Annotated in this window: 12 protein-coding genes; 10 read left to right on the top strand and 2 right to left on the bottom strand. The window is 67.3% G+C overall.

Translation table 11 applies throughout. The annotated features are described in order from the left end of the window. Positions 1–63: 63 nt before the first annotated feature. Positions 64–2,598 carry an FHA domain-containing protein gene (locus tag ACFYWJ_RS00900; protein WP_355271427.1) on the bottom strand — a complete coding sequence of 845 codons (2,535 nt, stop codon included), beginning with the start codon at positions 2,596–2,598 and terminating at the stop codon, positions 64–66. 107 nt (positions 2,599–2,705) lie between these two features. Between ACFYWJ_RS00900 and ACFYWJ_RS00905 the strand changes: the two genes are divergently transcribed. Beyond that, positions 2,706–4,151, top strand: coding sequence for a metallopeptidase (locus ACFYWJ_RS00905; protein ID WP_355271425.1), 1,446 nt, complete (start codon positions 2,706–2,708; stop codon positions 4,149–4,151). Here the strand turns inward: ACFYWJ_RS00905 and ACFYWJ_RS00910 are convergent. After that, a complete protein-coding gene (locus ACFYWJ_RS00910; RefSeq protein ID WP_355271424.1) occupies positions 4,148–5,464 on the bottom strand; it encodes an FHA domain-containing protein in 1,317 nt (438 codons plus the stop codon). The two genes, ACFYWJ_RS00905 and ACFYWJ_RS00910, sit on opposite strands and share 4 nt — an antisense overlap. 142 nt (positions 5,465–5,606) lie before the next feature. On the opposite strand from ACFYWJ_RS00910, the gene ACFYWJ_RS00915 reads away from it, so the two are divergent. The 9 genes from ACFYWJ_RS00915 to ACFYWJ_RS00955 all read left to right on the top strand — a co-directional run bounded on the left by ACFYWJ_RS00915 (position 5,607) and on the right by ACFYWJ_RS00955 (position 17,762). Then, complete coding sequence (locus ACFYWJ_RS00915; RefSeq protein WP_355271423.1) at positions 5,607–6,812, top strand: hypothetical protein; 1,206 nt, start codon at positions 5,607–5,609, stop codon at positions 6,810–6,812. Positions 6,813–6,890: 78 nt separating this feature from the next. Then, complete coding sequence (locus ACFYWJ_RS00920) at positions 6,891–8,105, top strand: hypothetical protein (RefSeq protein WP_355271421.1); 1,215 nt, start codon at positions 6,891–6,893, stop codon at positions 8,103–8,105. Then, positions 8,102–9,343, top strand: coding sequence for a hypothetical protein (locus ACFYWJ_RS00925; protein WP_355271419.1), 1,242 nt, complete (start codon positions 8,102–8,104; stop codon positions 9,341–9,343). The genes ACFYWJ_RS00920 and ACFYWJ_RS00925 overlap by 4 nt, the downstream gene beginning before the upstream one ends. A gap of 81 nt (positions 9,344–9,424) precedes the next feature. Further along, positions 9,425–10,960 (top strand): serine/threonine-protein kinase, encoded by a 1,536-nt coding sequence (locus tag ACFYWJ_RS00930; protein ID WP_355271418.1) that lies wholly within the window; start codon positions 9,425–9,427, stop codon positions 10,958–10,960. 231 nt (positions 10,961–11,191) lie between these two features. Then, on the top strand, positions 11,192–12,382 hold the full coding sequence (locus tag ACFYWJ_RS00935) for a hypothetical protein (protein WP_355271416.1): 1,191 nt from the start codon (positions 11,192–11,194) through the stop codon (positions 12,380–12,382). Positions 12,383–12,393: 11 nt separating this feature from the next. Beyond that, entirely contained in the window at positions 12,394–13,617 is a 1,224-nt protein-coding gene (locus ACFYWJ_RS00940) for a hypothetical protein (protein WP_355271414.1), read from the top strand. 3 nt (positions 13,618–13,620) lie between these two features. Next, entirely contained in the window at positions 13,621–14,835 is a 1,215-nt protein-coding gene (locus ACFYWJ_RS00945; protein WP_355271412.1) for a hypothetical protein, read from the top strand. A 92-nt stretch (positions 14,836–14,927) separates the two neighbouring features. After that, on the top strand, positions 14,928–16,517 hold the full coding sequence (locus ACFYWJ_RS00950) for a serine/threonine-protein kinase (protein WP_355271410.1): 1,590 nt from the start codon (positions 14,928–14,930) through the stop codon (positions 16,515–16,517). 15 nt (positions 16,518–16,532) lie between these two features. Next, positions 16,533–17,762: a hypothetical protein gene (locus tag ACFYWJ_RS00955; RefSeq protein ID WP_355271408.1), complete on the top strand. Its 1,230-nt coding sequence runs from the start codon at positions 16,533–16,535 to the stop codon at positions 17,760–17,762. The last annotated feature ends 2 nt before the right edge of the window (positions 17,763–17,764 follow it).

Raw genomic sequence — 17,764 nt, forward strand, 5'->3', positions numbered from 1 at the left:
CCCGGTCGGCGAGCGACACGCGCAGCATGCCCGCCGATACGGCCCTGACCTCGCGATCCCCCGTCACGCCTGCGACTTCTTCAGCCGTAGGCGGCTCCACGTGATGACCGCAAGAATCGAGGTGATCACGATCAGCAGCACGATGTCGAGGATCCAGATTCCCGGCTTGTGTTCCCAGAGCGGGTCCTCCTGCGCGCCGATGACCAGCTCGCGCAGGTCGACGGTCGCCGCGCCCGCGGCGTAACCCCAGCGCGACGGGAACAGGTACGACACCTGCTCGAGGCCGACCCGGTCGGTCACCGGGATCAGGCCGCCCGCCATCACCAGCTGCACCATGATCATCACCACGAGCATCGGCATGACCTGCTCGTTGGACTTGGCCAGACTCGACATCAGCAGGCCGAACACCACACAGCAGACCGCGGTCATCGCGATGTCGAAGTACAGCTCGACACTGCCGTTCGGGATCAGCGCGCCCTCCGGCGGCGCCTTCTTGCCCAGGAAGGTGATGCCGACCAGCACCGCCGACTGGAGGAAAGCGGTCACGCTGAACACCACGATCTTGGCCATCAGATACGCCGACGGCAGCAGGCCGACCGCGCGCTCGCGATAGAAGATCGACCGCTCGCCGACCAGGTCACGCACGGTCAGCGTGGCGCCCATGAAGCACGCGCCGAGGATGAGCACGACCAGCAGCTGCTGCGCCTCACCGCCACTGGATCGCGCGAACGATCCGTCCGGTTGCGCGATCAGCGGGCCCTCGGTGAAACCGTCGCTGCCCGGCACCACCAGCGACAGTGCGCCGAGGATGAACGGCAGCACCACCAGGAAGATCAGATAGCCGCGATCGGCGAAGATCAGCCGCAACTGCCTGCGCGCGAGCGTGCTGAACTGGCGCATCCCGCTCGACTGCGGTGGCGCGCCCGCGTTGCCGCGCTGCATCGGCGCAGGCGGTGGCGGCGGTGGCACATACGCCTGCCTGGATCGATAGGCCGCGAAGGCCTGGTCCGGGTTGGCCGCCACCTTGGCGAAGATCTCGGCCCAGTCGGTCGTGCCGAGCGCGGCGCCGACGCCACCGGGATGACCGGCGAAGGCGGTCTTGCCGCCGGGCGCGAGCAGCACCACCTGGTCGCACATGTCCAGGCAGGCGACCGAGTGGGTCACCACGATCACCACGCGACCGGCGTCGGCCAGTTCGCGCAGCATCTGCATGACCTGCCGGTCCAGCGCCGGGTCGAGGCCCGAGGTCGGCTCGTCCAGGATCAGCAGCGACGGACCGGTCAGCAGCTCCATCGCCACCGACGCGCGCTTGCGCTGACCACCGGAGAGCCGGTCGACGCGGGTGTCGGCGTGCTGGGTGAGCGAGAGCTCCTGGAGCACGCCGTCGATCACCTGCTGGCGGTCGGCCTTGGTGGTGTCGGGCGGCAGCCGCAGTTCGGCGGCGAAGCCGAGGGCCTGGCGGACGGTGAGCTGCCGGTGCAGCACGTCGTCCTGCGGGACCATGCCGATGCGGGAGCGCAGCGCCTCGTACTCGGCGTGCAGGTTGCGGCCCTCGAAGGTGACCACACCGCCGGAGGGCTGGGTGCTGCCAGCGATCAGCTTCGACAGCGTCGACTTGCCGGCACCGGACGGGCCGATCAGCGCGGTCAGCGTGCCGCGACCGGCCTGCATGTTGACGTCGACGAGCAGCTGCTTGTTGCCCTCGACGGTGAACCCGACCCCGTGCACCGTCAGGCCGAGCTCGGCGACCGGCTTCTGCCGATGCGCCAGCGCGCCCTGGGTGACGACGAAGTCGATGTTGCCGATGGTGACGATGTCGCGCTCGCGCAGCACCGTGCGCTGCTGCCGGTGACCGTTGACGAAGGTGCCGTTGGCCGACCCGAGGTCCTCGATGACCAGGCCCTCCCCCGAGGACACCAGGCGCGCGTGCTTGCGCGAGGCCAGCGGATCGTTGACGACGATCTGGTTGTCGGAGGTACGGCCGATGCTCAGGCCGCCGGGCGGAATACGATCGCCGCGCGCCACCGGCTCGGTCGAGGCCGACTTGCGCACGGGCGGCAGCATCGAGGAGTCGGCGCGGCGGGTCATGTTGATGTTGTCCTGCGGCGCCATCGGCTGGGACGGCAGCTGCGAGGTCGGCACGTACTGCGGTTGTTGCGGCTGCTGCTGCGGCGCCGGTCTGGACGGTGGCTGGTAGGGCTGCTGCTGCGGACGTTGCGGCGGTCGTTGCTGTTGCTGCGGCTGCGACGGCGGTGCGAGCATCGTCGCGGCGTGCCGCGAGGACGGCGCCGCGGGCACCAGATGCAGCAACGGCCCACTGATGGCGTCCCCCAGACGCACCTGTGTGGGCCGATCGATCGAGACGGGCTGGCTCAGCCTGCGCGCGTCGACGAAGACGCCGTTGGTACTGCCGTTGTCGGCGAGTACCCACGCGCCGTTCTGGAAGCGCAGAGTGGCGTGCACGCGCGAGACCAGCGGACTGTCCACGAACAGCGTCACTTCGGGCGCCCGGCCCATGGTGATCTGCTGACTCGCTTCGAAGACTCGTTCGGTTCCATCATGGCGCACGGTGATGGTCTGCGCCCCCGGTGAAGACATGGAGCGGATACTATGCCATCGCCCGGACATCGGCGGTGCCCCCGAGACGGCTTCAGTCCCGATCCGGCGATCGACCTGCACAAGTATCCGGCCGACCAGGGGGACAGATGCCGAAACCCCAAGTGCTCATTGCGATCACCGCCGTGCTATGCGCATTGCTGAGCACCGGCTGCACGCGGGCGATCGAGGGCCACGGGGTCTCGATCTACGACGATCCGTTCCAGGTGGCCGGGCTGCCGACCACCGGTGGCCCGAACGGGCCGCGGCCGAACGTGCCGGATTCGGCGCTGACCGCGTCGAACGGGGACGGCGGCGAGGTCGACGCACTGGCGCTCAACGCGATCGACGACATCCAGGCGTACTGGAAGGACGCCTTCGGCCTCGAGTTCCGCGGCGAGACCTTCGAGCCGGTGGAGAAGCTGGTGTCCTGGAACGCCAGGGCCTCGCGCAACCAGGCGGTCGATTTCTGCAAGGAGACCACCTACCACCTGGTCAACGCCGCCTACTGCCGCAGCGACAACTCCATCGGCTGGGACCGCGCGATGCTGCTGCCCACCATGACCGAGACCTTCGGGAAGATGTCGGTGGTCATGGTGCTGGCGCACGAGTACGGCCACGCCATCCAGACCATGGCCAAGCTGGTCACCAAGAAGACCCCGGTCCTGGTCAAGGAACAGCAGGCCGACTGTTTCGCGGGCGCGTTCATGCGCCACGTCGCGGAGGGCAAGTCCAAGCACTTCACGATCAACACCTCCGACGGCCTGAATTCCGTTCTCGCCGCCACCGTTTCGATCCGCGACTCCGACCCGGACGATCCCGAGAGCGTGCACGGTTCGGCCTTCGAGCGCGTCACGGCGGTGCAGATCGGTTTCACCGACGGCCCGCGCGGCTGCAAGGGCATCGACGACGAGGAGATCGATCAGCGCCGCGGCAATCTGCCGCAGAGCTTCTCCGGCGACCAGGGCCGCGGTGAGTACCCCATCACCAAGGAGAACCTGGTCGAGCTGAGCAAGGCCCTGCAGTCCATCCTGCCGGTGAAGGACGCCCCGGCCTACGAGTACTCCGGCGCGAAGATCGACTGCAAGGACGGCACGGCGACCGAACCGGTCACCTACTGCCCGGCCAGGAACGTCATCGCCACCGACGTGCCCGGCCTGGCCCAGCGCGGCTCGGCCGACACCGACGACGACGGCCCGCTCCCGGTCAAGGTCAGCGGCGACTACAACGGCTACGTCGTGTTCATCTCCCGCTACACCCTCGCCGTCCAGCGCAGTCACGGCCAGGCGCTGACCGGGGCGAAGACCGGCCTGCGCGCGGCCTGCCTGTCCGGCGTGGTCACCGGCAAGCTGGCCCAGCCCGGCCGCCCGGCCAGCCAGGGCGACATCCAGCTCTCCGCGGGTGACCTCGACGAGGCGGTGTCGGGCCTGCTCACCGACGGCCTGGCCGCCAGCGACACCGAGGGCAACACCGTGCCGAGCGGGTTCTCCCGGGTCGACGCCTTCCGGGCGGGCGTCCTCAACGGCGAGACCACCTGCCTGTCGCGGTACTCCTAGCCGAACGGCGGCGGCGCGGCCGGCTCGTAGCGCAGGACGCGGTTGCCGATCATCACCTCGGTGCCCGGGATCAGCACCATCGGCTGGTTCGCGGTGAGCCGGATCCAGTCGCGGTAGCCGGGCAGGCGGGTGCGGGTGCCGTTGGTCGAACCGCGGTCGACGAGCTGGACATCCCAATTCACCAGGTGCACTTCGGCATGCGCGCGGGACATGCCGCCGGAGGTGTCGTCGACGCGCAGCGGGATGAGCCCGCGCTGGGCGGCCTCGGAGTTCTCCGGGTCGCGGCCGATCACCGCGTCGGCGGCCAGCAGGTAGGTCATGCCGTCGTCGAGGACGAGCATGCCCAGCGGCGGGCGCACCACCTCGCTGAGCGCCTGGGTCTGGTCGACCGGCATGCCGCAGACCGTGCAGAAGGCCGAGCGCGGATCGCTGGGATGCGCACGCGCGCACTTGAATCCCATCACCTTGACGGTGAGCACCGTCGACCTGGCCGTCGCCTCGAGCCGGCGCTGCAGGTCGGGGTCGGGTTCGGGCGCCGGGTTGGTGCCCGCGTTCCTGGTCTCCGCGGTGTGCGGGTCGACGGCCTGGTGCGCCGGTCCGGTGGCGCTGGTGGCCGCGTCCATCAGTGACGTCGCCGGCTGCATTCCGGTGGCGGGCGGCTCGACCGGCCGCGAATCCGCTTGCGCCGGACGCGGTTCCCGATCGATCCGGGCGGTGGGCGGTGGTGGCCTGCGGGTGCCCGCCGCGGGATCGGCGGTGCGGACCCGGGAGCGGGTCCCGTTGGACCACATCACGGCGCCGCCCGCCTGCGCGATGCCCTCGACCAGCCACCCGACACCGCGCTCCGGCGGCAGGTCGGGGATGCGGCCCTTGGCGTCGTCGACGAACAGCGCGACCGCCGTGGCCGGCTCGGACGCCACCCGGTCGACGGTGAACGCGGCGTCGCTGCCCCGGTAGTACTCGGTGGTGCCGTCCCCGGCGAGCACCGCGGTCACCGCACCGTGCAGGAAGATCGCGACCCCACCGTTGTCGGCGGCCGAGAGCACCCCGAAATCGATCGGCGTGCCCGGCGAGATCTGCTCGGCGTACTTCATCAGCCAGCGCGTCGCCTCGCGCGCGACCACCGCGCCGGGGCCACCCGGAACTTCCTCGGCGGCGGCGCGCACGAGCTCGGCCAGCGACTCCAGCGCGACCGCCGCGGTGTCGTCGGGGGTGAGCCTGCCGTGCCCGCGATGCGCGACGACGATCACCGCGCCCGCGACCCGCGCGACAGCGTGACTTCCGAGCACGACTTCGACCTGCCGATCCCTCACAGGTATCGGCCTCCACCGGAACTGCACAGCAGGGTCGTCGCCATGCCCTCCAGACTATGGCAAACCCGCCCACATAGGTCCCCCTGGGCGGCGTTGGTCCGGTAACTTCAAGGGACCGCGGGAGGAACATCAAGGGGCACCGATGATCTATTCGACGAAGATCCGCATCGCGTCCGCACTCTGCTGTGCCACGATCGCCGCCGCCCTGACCGGCTGCGCGGTCACCGGGACCCCGGTCGCCGCGGAACCCGATGTGCGCGGACTGGAGACGGGCACCTACGCCACCGATCATCACAGCTACGACGACACGGCGGGCAGCCTGGGCGCGCTCGTCGAGGGCACGCGCATGTCCGCGGCCGTCGTGCCCGCCGTGCGCATCGATCCGTCGCTGTCGCACGGCCGCGGCGGCACCGTGGTTCCCGATGTGGAGCGGGCGCTAGATTTCGTCGCCAATGTCTCCAAACCCGTTCTGGAGAACCGCAAATTCGTCACCGGGTACGCCGCGCTCGGCTCCGACAAGGCCGATCCGTCGGGTCAGAAACGTCCGGCCGCCGACGCGACCGCCGTCACCACCGCCGTCTTCCGCTTCCCGGATGCCACGGCGGCCACCCTCGCCGCCCGCGAGCTCGAGGACGTGGACCTGGCGGTGTCGCCGGACAACCGCAAGCTCCCCTCGACGAAATACCCCGAGGCCTATGTCCATTGGCGTCCGAACGTGCCGACCATCGGCGCGTTCCTGGCGCACAAGGAGTTCGTGATCTCGCTGTTCATCCAGCGCCCGCGCGCGGATGCCGCCGACCTCACCGCCTGGGTCGACAAGACCCTCGCCGCCGAGCTCACCCAGCTCGCCACCTTCTCCCCCACGCCGTTCGACAAGCTCGGCGACCTCCCGATCGACCCGGAGCGGCTGCTCGCCCGCGCCGTCGTGCAGGACCGCGCCGCCGAGCACCCCGATCAGCACTCCTTCGCCGTCTACAGCCCCGCCCACCTGGTCAACAACGCCGACGACCAGACCACCCGCCAACGGCTGGTCGACACCACCGGCGCCGAGAGCATCGCCCTCGTCGACGGCGGCTCCATCACCCGCGTCCGCGACCTGGCCGCCGCCAATGCCTTGATGGCCGGCCTCATCGACAGCGCGGGCCACTACGACACCCTGCCAGCCCCCACCGATATCCCCGGCGCCAAATGCCTGCAACTCACCAACGAGGGCGACGCCGAGGAGGAGTACAAATACCGCTGCTACGTCCCGTACAAGCGTTATCTCGGCATCGTCAGTTCCGACCAGGAACCCGACGTCCGCCAGAAGATCTCCGCCCAGTACGCCCTGCTCGCGAATAGTTTGTGAGACCGGGCCGCGCCCCAGCGCCGCCCCATCCCCGAATTCGGTGACGTAGTATTCCGCCGACCATCGTTTCGGGGAGGAATGATCGTGTTACGAGCCACGAGACCAGTCAGGACCGCGTGTGCCGCCCTGGCGGCCACGATGCTGGCGGGTGTCGTCGCGGCCTGTGGCACCGGTGACCCGGCAGCCGGGGCGACCGATATTCCGGTGGACCTCACCACCCTCGACGTCGGCGCCTACGCCACCCAGCCACGCCAGGTCGGCACGGTCGCGAACCATGATCAGGCGCGGTTCATCGAAGCCGAGCGGCTCGGTGACCACGTCCCCACGCCCGCCGACATCGATCCGCGTTTCGTCCACACCAACTCCTCGATCGCCACGGTGTTCATCGATGCCGAGGCGTCGCTCGGCAAGATCATGGCGGTCGATCGTTTCGGCGAGATCGCGCCGGACTTCATCGGCGGTTTCGTGAGTTCGGCGGAGACCGCGGGCCACAACAAGGGCATCGACATGGTCAATGCCGTGATGATCTTCCCCGACGAACAGAAAGCCGCCGCCGCGGCAACCGCGCTCGAACGACTCGATTTCGGTTACGCGCCGAACAATCAGCCGATCGAGATTCCCGGTTATCCCGCCGCGAAAGCGCATTGGCAGCCCGACCAGCAGTCGATCGGATCCTGGTTCGCCACCGGCCATCTCGTGATCTACACCTGGTTCTACGACTACCTGAAGATCTATCTGGAGAAAGTCGACAAGCAGGCGCTGCTCGACCTGACCCGCAAGAGCCTCGACACGATCGTGCCCTCGGTCGCGAAGTTCACCCCGACCCCGGTCGACCAGCTGATGACGCTCCAGCGTGATCGCGAGAACATGCTCGGCCGCACCGCGCCCCGCCCGCGCGAGGATTCGTGGATCAACCCGCCGGGTGTCTACGCGGGCCGCACCGCACGGCATTTCTCCTCCGATCCGGAGAGCACCACGAAGATGATCGACGACAACGGCGTGGACCTGTTCGCCAACGACGGCTCGGATGTCTACCGCGCGCGCGACATCGCGGGCGCGCGGGCGGTGCGCGACGAACTCGGCGGCCTGACCCGCAAGTTCACCGCCGCGGACCCACCGAAGAATCTGCCGAGCGCCCGGTGCAAGGAATACATCGGCCGGGAGAAACTGGCTGTCCGTTTCTACTGCGCGGTGTCCTACGACCGCTACGCCGCCTACGTCTGGTCGAACCAGCTCCTCGATGCCCAGCAACGCATCTCCGCCCAGTACGCCCTGCTGGTGAATGCCCGATGAGCAGCCCGAAGCGCACCGCGACGGTGCTGATCGCCGCCCTGCTGACCGCCGTCCTCACGGCGTGCGGTGCCACCGTGTCCGGCTCCGGCGTGCCGGGTGAGATCGATGTCCGCTCGCTCGATGTCGGCGCGTATCCCACCGAACCGCCCAATGCCCACGACGACGATCCGATTCCGGCCTTCTACGAGATGTACAAGCTGGCCGCCATGCGGATCGCCGACTACGCGATCAGCGCCTACGACATCGATCCGCAGATGATCTACGGCAACCGGGCCGACGCGAACAACGCCCGGCTGATGCCGTCGGAACTCGGCAACGAGACCGCGATGTCGGCCATCGCGCAGAAATACAAGATGCTCTACGGATTCCATTCCAGCGGTGCCTCGAAGGATCTCAGCGTCGCCACCAGCGGTACCTGGCCGACCAAGAAGGACAACAACTGGTTCACCGCGACCACGATGATCCTGCAATTCCCCGATGCCGAGCGCGCCACGGCGGCGGCCAGGGAATTCCACGACGCCGACTTCGCCGCGCAGGAGGGGCGCAACCAGCCTGTGTCGCTGCCGAAATACCCTGCCGCACATGCCCAGTGGCGTCCGGACTCGCCGTTCGTCCGGGTGCTGTTGCCGCACGGTCCGTATGTGATCGCCTTCCTGCTGTCGGTGGCCAGGCCCGACCTGCCCGCGCTCACCGCCCTGGCCGAGTCGGCGCTGACCAAGCAGATCGAGTCGCTGGCCGCGACGACGCCGCTGACCGACGAACAGCTGATGACCCTGCCCTGGGACCCCGATCACGTCCTCATGCGGACGCTCAACCCCGATGGGCTGACCGGCCCCGAGAGCTCGTACTACCTGGTCACCGGCGCGCGCGGCATCCAGCACTACTCCGGTGGCCCGCTCCCCGACCACCGCGAGTACATCGGGCAACAGCTCACGAAGATGAACGCCCAGCAGGTCGCCATCTCGTGGGGCTCGATCGGAATCCGCACTCCCGACACCGAGTCGGCCCGCCGCGCGGTCACCGAGAAGCTGTTCCTCTGGCCCACCGCGACCGACGTCGCGCCCCCGCCCAACCTCACCGACGCGACCTGTGTGGAGAACAAGCAGCTGGCCGCGAAGAAGCGCTTCAGCTGCATCCTCGCCTACAAGCAGTACGTCGGGATCGTCAGCAGCGAACAGCTCCTCGACGCTCAGCAACGCGCGGCCGCGCAGTACGCCGTCTTCGCCAACAGCCGGTGAGCTGAGGACTGCGCGTCGACAGGGCGGCCAGTATGCTCCCGCCGGAGCGCGGCACAGCAACGAGTCAGGAGACCGAAAGAGATGACGATGAGCCCGGGCACCATCGTCGGTGGCTACCGAATCATCCGCAAGCTGGGCGCGGGCGGCATGGGCTCGGTCTATCTGGCCGCGCATCCGAGCCTGCCGCGCACCGACGCGCTCAAGATCCTCAGCCCCGAGCTCAGCCGCGATCCCGAGTTCCGCGCCAGGTTCGAACGCGAAGCCAATCTCGCCGCCGGCCTCGATCACCCGAACATCGTCTCGGTCTACAACCGCGGCGAGGAGCACGGCCAGCTGTGGATCGCGATGCAGTTCGTCGAAGGCACCGACGCCGCCGCCGAACTCGCCCGTGACCCGCACGCGATGACCCCGCTGCGCGCCCTGCGCATCACCACCGAGGTCGGCAAGGGCCTGGACTTCGCGCACCATCGCGGCCTGCTGCACCGCGACGTCAAACCGGCGAACTTCCTGCTCTCGGACACCTACGGCGACGACGAGCGGGTGCTGCTCACCGACTTCGGCGTGGCCAAGTCGACCGACGACGCCTCCGAGCTCACCCAGACCGGCAGCTTCCTCGCGACCATCGCCTATGCCCCGCCGGAGCAGCTGTCGGGTGGTCACCTCGACCACCGCGCCGACGTCTACAGCCTGGCCTGCGCCTTCTTCAAACTCCTCACCGGCCAGAACCCTTATCCCGCAACGCAACCGGCCCTGGTGATGATGGGCCACCTGCACGAACCGCCGCCCCGCGCGACCGCCGTGCGTCCCGGCCTGCCACCCGCGATCGACCAGGTCTTCGCGCGTGCCATGGCGAAGAACCCGAACGAGCGGTTCTCGACCTGCCGCGAATTCACCACCGCCGCGACCGCCGCCCTCGTCCCCGGCTCGCATCCCACGGGCCAGCACACCGCGCCGACCTACCCGATCCAGACGCACACCCAGTGGTCGCCCAACGCCGTCACCGCGATCGGTGCGACGAATCCCGGTGAACCACCGAAGAATTCGAAGAACCGGCTGGTCCTCACCGTCGGCGCGCTGGTCGCCGTCGTCGCGGTGGCCGCCGGGATCGGCATCTGGGCCGCCCGCGGTGACAGTCCGTCGGTCGGCGGCTCGGGCACCACGGCGGTCCCGACCGCCGCGCTGAGCCCGCTCGAGCAGGCCCGCAAGGACAACCCGGCCTTCACCGGCAAGACCGTCCTGATGGTCGACGTCGACGCCGACAACAAGGTCGCGACCTACCTGGGCGGCACCCTGCAGACCAAGTTCCTCGAGGACCTGGGTTTCGTCTACAACTTCAACTACACCAAGTCCGGCGAGGAACCCTCCCCCCGCCCGGTCGCCAACTCCTTCGACCGGCTGAACGTCGCCGAGGACAGCTACATCCTCGCCGTCCGCAGCGACGCCAAAGCCGGCGGCGGCGGCCTCCTCGGCCTCCCCTTCCAGATCACCGGCTCCCGCGCCACCGTCATCCCGGTCGACGACCCGATCAGCGTCACGGCCCTGCGCTCCTGGACGTCGAGCTCGGAACAGACCCTGCTGTCCCGGCTGCTCCCGGTCCTCAAGAGCCGCGTGAAGTAGCGCACGCGCGGCGGTCGTTCGAGCCCGGGGAGGGCGGGATCGGCCGATCCGCGCAGCTCGCTGGCGTGGTAGCGCCGCCGACGGGTGCGCTACTATGCCCGCGAGCCAGCTCACCGGGGAAGGGTGGGCCTTGGACTCGGTCCGAGTCGGTCCACGATCGGATCAGTTGGTCAGTTGGAGGGGGAGAGCGTGCTGCTCAACCGTGGTGCATCGAGAGCGCGCGGAGCGATTATGGCGGCGGTCGCCGTCGTGGTCGCCACCGCCGTGGTCGGGTGCGGATCACCGGTGTCGGGGAGCGCGACGCGCATCGAACCGGACAAGTCGGACCTGGATTTCGGCAACTACCAGACCCAGCCGCGCACCGTCGGAAACGCCAAGAGCCTGAACCAGGGACGGGCGTGGGAAGCGCAGCGGCTCGCGGACTACGTGGCCGTGCCCTTCGAGATCGACCCCGCCTACGTCTACGACAATCGCCGGGAATCGCTGGTCCATCCCACGCAGATCGTGCTGAATCGCAAGGGCCTTGGCAAGCTCATCATCAACGACACCTTCGACGAGGTCGCCGAGGATCTGGTCGCCGGCTGGCTGAACACCTGGGCGACCGGTCCGAGCGGGGGCGAGCCGCGCCGCAGCCTCAATCTCTCGGTCCTGATCTTCCCCGACGCCAAGACCGCGGAAACCGTCGCGCCGATTCTCGAGCACGACGACTTCACCTTCAACAGCGACAACGAGTCCGTCTCGATCACCAAGTACCCGAAGACCTACGCGCACTGGCGGCCGTCGGTCTCCTCCATCGGTTCCTGGACGGTGCACGACCGCTACGTGATCTTCATGAAGATCGATGACGGGACCAAGGCACCCGACCTGCCCTCGCTGACCGCGCAGGTCGAACAGGCACTCGCGGTGCAGATTCCGCTCCTGGACAAGTTCGTGCCGACCCCGTCGGACCAGCTCGAGCGGGTCCCGCTGGACCCGACCGGGCTGCTCGGCCGGACCCTGCCCTCGGATCCGTCGGCGCCGGTGCGCGCACAGCCCGACGGATACTCCATCGGACGCGGCGCACTGAGCCTGTTCGCCGATCCGGACGCCGATCTGCTGAACACGTTCACCAAGCACGGCATCGACCTGATCACCTTCGGCGACTCGGTCGTCTTCCGATCCACCACGGCCGCGGGTGCGAAAGCCCTGGTCGACGAGTGGAAGAAGCCGGAGGCGGACTCCAAGGAGGCGGCGGCGCCGTCGAAGCTGGCCGACGCGGTCGCGTGCCGGGCCAACACCTACGAGTCACAGGGCGAGGTGAAAACCTCCGATTACATCTGCTACCTGCAGGTGGACCGCTACGCCGCGCAGATCCGCGACGGGAACCTGCAGGATCTGCATCAGCAGGTCGCCGCTCAATACGTTCTGCTCACCCGCCGATGAGGATGCCCGAGATGAAGAACACCCTGCGGCTGGCCGGGCTGCTCACCATCCTGATCGTCGGATCGGGTTGCGCGGCGCCCATTTCCGGCCAGGCCGAGCCCGGCATGACGCCGGTCGACCTGGCGACGCTGAAAACCGGCGCGGCGGTCACCGAACCGACCGCCTTCGATCTGAAGTACTCCGACACGGCGAAATCGGTCAGGTTGATCGAGGGGCGGCGCCTGCTCAATATTCTCGTCCAGCCCATCGATGTCGACCCCGAACTGACGAAGCGCCTCACCACCAAGGTTTTCGCCGACGGCACGGACATGTCGAAGGACGACGGGCTCCCGGAGCAGTTCAAGGCCGCGGTCGACGGCAACAGCTTCATCGCCGGCGTCACCGCGTCACGCACGAACGGCAGCGTGCGCGATACCAAGGGCCTGCACCTGAGCGTGCTGCATTTCGCGACCGCGCAGGACAGCAAGAACGCGGCGACGGCGATGTATCAGGTGAGTACCTCCGGCGAAGCGCCCCGGCAGCCGGTGACGATTCCCGGCTACGCCGAGGCGAACGGGTCGACCAAGGACGGCACGGCGGTCAGCGCCTTCCAGGCGCACGGACCCTTCGTGATCGCCGTCAGCATCTCGCAGGAGACCGCCGACCAGGCCGGTTTGGCCGCCAAGGTCAAGAAGACCCTGGATCTGCAGGTTCCCGCTCTCGACAAGTACCGGGTCATCGCCCCGGACGACCTGCTCGACCTGCCGCTCGATCCCGACGGGATCATGCGGCGGGCGACGGGGAAATCGCCGTCGGGCGACCCCTACGGCATGAGCTACCACGAAGAGGACTTCGGCACCTTCGAGCCGTCCGGGATCCTGCACTTCGAGCGGAACCCCGCCGAGGCGAGGAAGGCGTTCGAGGCGGCCGGCGTCGATCTGGTCGGCCGGCGCTTCAGCACCGTGTACCGCACCCGCGATCTCGAGGCCGCGTTCACGCTGCAAACCGCCCTCGCCAAGCGCGGTAAGGGCGACTCCGAACTCGCGCCGCCCCCCGGCATCGCCGACGCCCAGTGCCTGCGGATGGAGGACGAGGACCCGAACCGTGGCTACAACGGGATCTGTGTTCTCGTCTACGGCCGCTACGTCGCCGTTGTCATGTCGCTGGCGAGCGTGTCGAAGGCTGCGCTGCAGGTCGACCCCATCCTGCAGGAACGGACCGCCGCGCAGTACGCGATCCTGAAGAAGAGTGAGTGAACGATGATGCGAAAACTCCGCCTGAGCAGCGCATTGCTGACACTCGGATTCGCGTTGGCCGCGTGCGGCGGCTCCGATGCCGCCGCACCGCAGACACCGGCCGTCGACGTCACCAAGCTGGACTCCGGTAACTACCCGACGAAAGCGGTCGACCTCGAGCCCAGCCGGGTGCCGACGTCGGGCGCCCTGCGCGAGGCGATCCGGATCGGCGCCGCCACTCCGATCGCCTCCCAATTCGATCCGCGATTCATCTTCGCGACCGGCTACAGCGGTGGCAGGCACATCACCGCGATCGACCCGCCGTACTTCGGCGGCTCCGGCATCGAGTCCACTGATTTCAACACCGTCGTTCCCGGTGTCGTCGCCGGGTGGGACAGCTCCGCGAATCGCCGGGATCAGCTCTACGCCGGCCGCGAGGTCTCGACGATCACCCTGCGTTTCTCGACGCCGGACCAGGCGAAATTCGCGGCGACCGAACTCTCGAACCGCACACCGAGTTCGGCCTATCAGATCCCGAACTACCCCGACAGCCTGGCCAAGCTGGAGGTCAAGACCGATCCGCTGCGGCTGCAGCACCTGCGCGCCTGGCTGGTGCGCGGCGACATGCTGCTGTCCATCGACGTCACCGATCCGATCGGCCTCCCCTACGACCCGGCCGCGGACGCCGAAGTCGTGCGCAAGTATTTCGACAAGCAGCTCGACATGCTCCGCGCCTATACGCCGACTCCGCTGAACGAGATCGACAAACTGCCGCTCGACACCGAGGGCTTGCTGAGTCATGTGCTGCCCACCGAGGCGGCGAAGCGCCCGAAGAAGGGAACCAGCAGCTCAGCGGTGTATCCGCTGCAGGCTGTCCTGCATCTCGAGGAACACCCCGCGGTCCTGGGTCCCGCCTACACCGACGCCGGAGTCGACATCATGGCATTCGACACCGGCTCCGTGTTCCGCACGCGGGACGAGGCGGCGGCGGGCCGATTCCGGGCGGCGATGGACAACGAAACGACCGGAAATACCGATTACATGAAGGTCGACAGCCCGCCGAATCTCCCGGTCGTGAATTGCTTCAACGCGAAACCCGAAGTGAAGTACGCGTCCGACGCACCCCCGACGTGCCACGGTGTGATCGGCCGATATGTGTTCGGTGTCTCCGGCACCAACCTGCAGGACGTTCACCAGCGGGCCGCCGCACAATACAAGCTGCTGGTCGGGTTCAGCTGACCCGCACGAGCACTGTGGGGTGCGACAGCACCTGCTAGATTGCCCTGTTGGGACGTGCACTGCGGGGCGCGCGAAGGATTGAGGAGACGCGAATGGCCTTGCGGCCCGGCGCAATTGTGGGTGGCTACCGAGTGATCAAGGTACTCGGCGCCGGTGGCATGGGTACCGTCTACCTCGCCCAGAACCCCAGCCTCCCCCGTCGCGACGCGCTCAAGGTGCTCAGCGGTGACCTGTCCACCGACCCCGAATTCCGCGGGCGATTCGAGCGCGAAGCCAATCTCGCCGCCGGCCTGGACCATCCGAACATCGTCGCCGTCTACAACCGCGGCGACGAGGACGGCCAGCTGTGGATCGCCATGCAGTACGTCGACGGCACCGACGCCTCCGCCGAGGTCGCCAAGGGCCCCAGCGCCATGCCCGCGCACCGGGCCCTGCGCATCATCGGCGAGGTCGGCAAGGGCCTCGACTACGCGCACCGCCGCGGCCTGCTGCACCGCGACATCAAGCCGGCCAACTTCATGATCGCCGCGGCCGAGGACGGCGACGAGGAACGCGTCCTGCTCACCGACTTCGGCGTCGCCAAGTCCGCCGACGACGGCCAGGATCTCACCGCCACCGGCAATTTCATGGCCACCGTCGCCTACGCTCCCCCCGAGCAGCTGATGGGCACCAAGCTCGACCACCGCGCCGACATCTACAGCCTCGGCTGCTCCCTCTACAAACTCCTCACCGGCCAGAACCCCTACCCCGCCACGGTCCCGGCCATGGTCATGATGGGCCACCTGCACGAGCCACCACCCCGCGCCACTGCCATCCGCCCCGACCTCCCACCCGCGATCGACCACGTCATCGCCAAGGTCATGGCCAAGGACCCGGCCCACCGCTACAACACCTGCCGCGAATTCATCCAGGACGCCCACAACGCCCTGTTCGGCGCCCCGATGCAGGCGCCGGCGTCCCAGGGGTTCCACACCGCCCCGCGCATGCCGATCAACGGCCCCATCACCGCCGCCACCGACGTCGTACCCCAGCAGTGGGGCACCGACCCGAGTCGCTCCATCGTCGGTTACGCGCCCCCGACAGGCGGCGTCTCCGAAAATGACATCCTCACGGCCCGCAATCCCACACCGCACCGGCCGAAGCGAGGCCGAAAGCTGTTGATATCCGGGCTCATCGCACTGGTCGTTGCGGCATTGGTCGGAACCGGCATTTTCGTGATGTCCCAGTCCGGTAGTTCACCCAACGGCGGCGGTGACCCGATGGCGCAGGCCCGGACTGAGCACCCCGAATTCAGCGGGAAAACCATCACCGCCTACAACTTCGGCAACTCGTCACTCTCCGCGGTCCTCAACCCGAGTGACCAGTGGAAGTTCTTGCGCGACTTGGATTTCGACTACAACTCGCAGTACAAGGCCGTTGGCGACGAGAAATCGCCTCGCCCCCTGTCCGTCGGAGACTACAACGTCAAGAATGACACCGATGTGGTCATCGTCTTCCGAACCGACAGTCAGGCGGGCAACGGAGGGTTCCGTGGGCTCCCCTTCTCCTTGACCAGCGGGAGGGGAGACGTCGTCGTCATCGACGATCCATCGGCCGTTCAGGCGTTTCAAGTATGGAGCGATCAATCCCAACAGATTCTGATCGAAAAGGTCGTTCCTGCCATAGCAAAGGCAATGAAATAGAAAGTTGCGCTCACGATGACCGAATCTCCTTGGCTGATGGCCGGGCTGCGCACGGCACTGATCGTTGGGCTTGTCACTACCGCAAGCACGGGGTGCGGATCAGAAATCGTAGGAAATCCAGTCCCCGGCGCCACAGGCGTTGACATCAAACTTCTGCGCACCGGCCCTTTTCAAACCGATCCCGTCGCGTTCGAAATCGAATCCGGAGCACGAGGACCGGAGCAAGTCCGACTTGCGGAGGGACGTCGGCTTCTTAATTTCCTCGCACATCCAATCGATGTCGACCCTGACCTCGCGATACCCGGCCAGACTCGCATTTTCGGCGACCAGAACTCCGTCCCTACCGTGGGCGGGATACGCGACGAGCACCGACAAGTCTTCAAAAACAGCGTCGAGTTTGTGACCGGTGTCTCAACTAGCCAATCGAACGGCAGTGTTCGCAGTCCCAAATCGGTCTCCATCGCAGTTCTCCGATTTGTATCCGACACGGTGAGCGCAAAGACAGCCGACGAACTCGACCGGATTACGATGGCGTCAAATCCGCGCCGAGTCAGCACTCCAGGCCACCCTGACGCAAAGTCGTCCATGAGCGACGACAAGTCGGTCGTGACATGGTTGGCGCACGGCCCCTACGTCGTAACGGCTCATGTCAGCACGTCCGCTCCCGACGCAGAGCAGCTCGTAGCATCGGTCGACAAGATCCTTGAATTGCAGACTCGATCACTTGATCAACAACACCCGATCCCCCTTGATGATGTGCTCGACCGGCCGATCGATCCAGAAAATCTGGTGCGCCGCACTATGGCCTGGGATATTAAGCGCGACTCGACTCAATCGGACGAAGATTACGGCACATTCGAACCTTCCGGAATGTTGCATTTCGAACGAAACCCAGCCGAAGCCCGCAAAAAGTTCGAAGAAGCCGGCGTCGATATGATCGCACGCCGCGGGAGCACCGTTTACCGCACCAAAGATCTCGCATCGGCGTTTCAGTTGCAGACCTTCCTGTCAAGACGAGGCAAGAATGATGTAGCCCTGGAGCCACCGCCGGGAATCGCCGATGCCCAGTGCTTGCGATTGGATGTTCGGGATGCTAGCCGAAAATACGACCTCATGTGCGCAGTGGTTTACGACCGGTATGTTGCCGTGGTAACAGAGACCTCGATCTACTCGACCGCACAAGTTGATCATTCATTGCAGGAACGGACAGCCGCACAGTATGCCATTCTGAAGAAATGCGAGTGACG

The organism is Nocardia sp. NPDC003269 (genome assembly GCF_042888005.1).
GTDB lineage: Bacteria > Actinomycetota > Actinomycetes > Mycobacteriales > Mycobacteriaceae > Nocardia.

What these genes read in the sequence shown, in the direction of transcription:
- ACFYWJ_RS00900 (WP_355271427.1), bottom strand. Translation starts at nt 2,598, where the DNA reads ATGTCTTCACCGGGGGCGCAGACCATCACCGTGCGCCATGATGGAACC.
- ACFYWJ_RS00905 (WP_355271425.1), top strand. Translation starts at nt 2,706, where the DNA reads ATGCCGAAACCCCAAGTGCTCATTGCGATCACCGCCGTGCTATGCGCA.
- ACFYWJ_RS00915 (WP_355271423.1), top strand. Translation starts at nt 5,607, where the DNA reads ATGATCTATTCGACGAAGATCCGCATCGCGTCCGCACTCTGCTGTGCC.
- ACFYWJ_RS00920 (WP_355271421.1), top strand. Translation starts at nt 6,891, where the DNA reads ATGATCGTGTTACGAGCCACGAGACCAGTCAGGACCGCGTGTGCCGCC.
- ACFYWJ_RS00925 (WP_355271419.1), top strand. Translation starts at nt 8,102, where the DNA reads ATGAGCAGCCCGAAGCGCACCGCGACGGTGCTGATCGCCGCCCTGCTG.
- ACFYWJ_RS00930 (WP_355271418.1), top strand. Translation starts at nt 9,425, where the DNA reads ATGACGATGAGCCCGGGCACCATCGTCGGTGGCTACCGAATCATCCGC.
- ACFYWJ_RS00935 (WP_355271416.1), top strand. Translation starts at nt 11,192, where the DNA reads ATGGCGGCGGTCGCCGTCGTGGTCGCCACCGCCGTGGTCGGGTGCGGA.
- ACFYWJ_RS00940 (WP_355271414.1), top strand. Translation starts at nt 12,394, where the DNA reads ATGAAGAACACCCTGCGGCTGGCCGGGCTGCTCACCATCCTGATCGTC.
- ACFYWJ_RS00945 (WP_355271412.1), top strand. Translation starts at nt 13,621, where the DNA reads ATGATGCGAAAACTCCGCCTGAGCAGCGCATTGCTGACACTCGGATTC.
- ACFYWJ_RS00950 (WP_355271410.1), top strand. Translation starts at nt 14,928, where the DNA reads ATGGCCTTGCGGCCCGGCGCAATTGTGGGTGGCTACCGAGTGATCAAG.
- ACFYWJ_RS00955 (WP_355271408.1), top strand. Translation starts at nt 16,533, where the DNA reads ATGACCGAATCTCCTTGGCTGATGGCCGGGCTGCGCACGGCACTGATC.